General features: G+C 64.4%; 1 protein-coding gene. It reads left to right on the top strand.

Annotation, left to right across the window (positions count from 1 at the left end; translation table 11 throughout):
* The first annotated feature begins 91 nt into the window (after positions 1 to 91).
* Positions 92 to 1120, top strand: coding sequence for an IS110 family RNA-guided transposase (locus tag ROA7023_RS23505; RefSeq protein ID WP_085881349.1), 1029 nt, complete (start codon positions 92 to 94; stop codon positions 1118 to 1120).
* The last annotated feature ends 284 nt before the right edge of the window (positions 1121 to 1404 follow it).

Genomic DNA, 1404 nt, shown 5'->3' on the forward strand with positions numbered 1-1404 from the left:
GTGGAGATGGGGTGGATGCCGCTCTCCCCTGACGGCATCGCGATGTGCCAAACTCGTGGTGTTGAAGCACAAGCTGTAGGAGACGGCATCCATGGAAGTAGTTACCATCATCGGCGTCGATCTGGCAAAGAACGTGTTCCAGGTGCACGGCGCCGCGGCGGACGGGTCCGTCGTATACCGCAAGAAGTTGTCGCGGCCGCAGTTCTCGCGGTTCATGGCGGACCAGCCACCGTGCCTCGTGGCGATGGAGGCCTGTTCCAGCGCGCACCATTGGGCACGGGAGATGGCGCGGCATGGGCATGAGGTCCGGTTGATCGCGCCGCATTACGTCAAGCCGTTCATCAAGCGGCAGAAGAACGACGCCGCCGAAGCCGAGGCGATTGTCGAAGCCGCGCTGCGACCGACGATGAGGTTCGTGGAGCCGAAATCGGCCCAGCAGCAGGCGCGGGCGGTCGCGTTCCGCACGCGCGAGCAGCTTGTGAAACAGCGCACCGAGGCGGTGAACGCACTTCGGTCGCATCTCTACGAGTTCGGCCACGTCGCCCCCGAAGGCATCGGCTACCTGCCGCGCCTGGAACGGGTCATCGCAGATCCTGACGCCGACATTCCTGATCTGGCGCGCGATATCTGCCGGATGCTCCTCGAGCAGATCGCCCACCTGACCGACCGGATCAAGGCGCTGAAAGCACAGATCGCGGCCATGTCGAATGAAGCGGAAATGCCGCGCCAGTTGCAGACGATGCCGGGTGTGGGCCCGATCACCGCGCTCGCGGTCGAGACCTTCGCCCCGCCGATGGAGCAGTTCCGGCGCGGACGCGACTTCGCCGCCTGGCTCGGCCTCGTGCCGCGGCAGCATTCCACGGGTGGCAAGCAGAAGCTGGGGAAGACCTCGAAGATGGGACAACGCGACATCCGTCGATTGCTGGTCATCGGGGCGACTGCCGTGATCCGCTGGGCCTCGCGGCGAGAGGCGCCGAAGGGATCGTGGCTGGCGCGGATGCTGGAGCGCAAGCCGATCCCGGTCGTGGCGGTCGCGCTGGCGAACAAGATGGCGCGGGGCATCTGGGCGATGCTGACGCGCGGTGAAAGCTATCGTGGCCCGGTGCTGATCGGCGCCTGATCCGGCGTCGAACGGGCATTGGGCCCACCGAGTTGTGAGGAAGGCATGATCAGCATGGGCACATGATCGATACGATCCGGGTCGGGCAAACCAGAAACCTTCTCCGAGCCCCGAGCTCGCCGTTGGAGATTTGGACCCGGTCCGCGCATCACCATCCCGGCCAGCGGCGCCATGTCAGCCGCACGAACAGGCCTGACAAAAGTACGCACTCGATCACATGTCAAAACGATCAGAAATTCCTTGCAAAACGAGCGGCATCCACAAAAGAAGGTTCGACGTCAGTC

The organism is Roseisalinus antarcticus, from assembly GCF_900172355.1.
Classification (GTDB): domain Bacteria; phylum Pseudomonadota; class Alphaproteobacteria; order Rhodobacterales; family Rhodobacteraceae; genus Oceanicola; species Oceanicola antarcticus_A.

Excerpts from the sequence above, each read along its gene's own strand:
- ROA7023_RS23505 (WP_085881349.1), top strand. The coding sequence starts at position 92 with ATGGAAGTAGTTACCATCATCGGCGTCGATCTGGCAAAGAACGTGTTC.